1 tRNA gene and 2 rRNA genes are annotated in these 1012 nt (G+C 48.7%); all 3 read left to right on the forward strand.

Annotated features, from left to right (window positions below):
• A 16S ribosomal RNA gene (locus PAN07_RS17410) occupies positions 1–220 on the forward strand; the annotation flags it as partial.
• A 51-nt stretch (positions 221–271) separates the two neighbouring features.
• Positions 272–344 (forward strand) — tRNA-Ala (locus PAN07_RS17415).
• A gap of 122 nt (positions 345–466) precedes the next feature.
• Positions 467–1012, forward strand: a 23S ribosomal RNA gene (locus PAN07_RS17420); the annotation flags it as partial.

Consider the following 1012-nt stretch of genomic DNA (forward strand, 5'->3'; position numbering starts at 1 on the left):
GCCTACATGAAGTCGGAATCGCTAGTAATCGCGGATCAGCACGCCGCGGTGAATACGTTCCCGGGCCTTGTACACACCGCCCGTCACACCACGAGAGTTTGTAACACCCGAAGTCGGTGAGGTAACCGTAAGGAGCCAGCCGCCTAAGGTGGGATAGATGATTGGGGTGAAGTCGTAACAAGGTAGCCGTATCGGAAGGTGCGGCTGGATCACCTCCTTTCTAAGGATAAGGAACTGCGCATTGGTCTTGTTTAGTCTTGAGAGGTCTTGTGGGGCCTTAGCTCAGCTGGGAGAGCGCCTGCTTTGCACGCAGGAGGTCAGCGGTTCGATCCCGCTAGGCTCCATTGGTGAGAGATCACCAAGTAATGCACATTGAAAATTGAATATCTATATCAAATAGTAACAAGAAAATAAACCGAAAACGCTGTAGTATTAAAAGAGTTTATGACTGAAAGGTCAAAAATAAGGTTAAGTTAATAAGGGCGCACGGTGGATGCCTTGGCACTAGGAGCCGAAGAAGGACGTGACAAACGACGATATGCCTTGGGTAGCTGTAAGTAAGCGATGATCCAGGGATTTCCGAATGGGGGAACCCAACAGGTAATGCCTGTTACCCATATCTGTTAAGGATATGAGGAGGAAGACGCAGTGAACTGAAACATCTAAGTAGCTGCAGGAAGAGAAAGCAAAAGCGATTGCCTTAGTAGCGGCGAGCGAAACGGCAGAAGGGCAAACCGAAGAGTTTACTCTTCGGGGTTGTAGGACTGCAATGTGGACTCAAAGATTATAGAAGAATGATTTGGGAAGATCAGCCAAAGAGAGTAATAGCCTCGTATTTAAAATAGTCTTTGTACCTAGCAGTATCCTGAGTACGGCGGGACACGAGAAATCCCGTCGGAATCTGGGAGGACCATCTCCCAACCCTAAATACTCCCTAGTGACCGATAGTGAACCAGTACCGTGAGGGAAAGGTGAAAAGCACCCCGGGAGGGGAGTGAAATAGAACCTGAAA

It is taken from the genome of Streptococcus sp. SM5 (assembly GCF_027497975.1).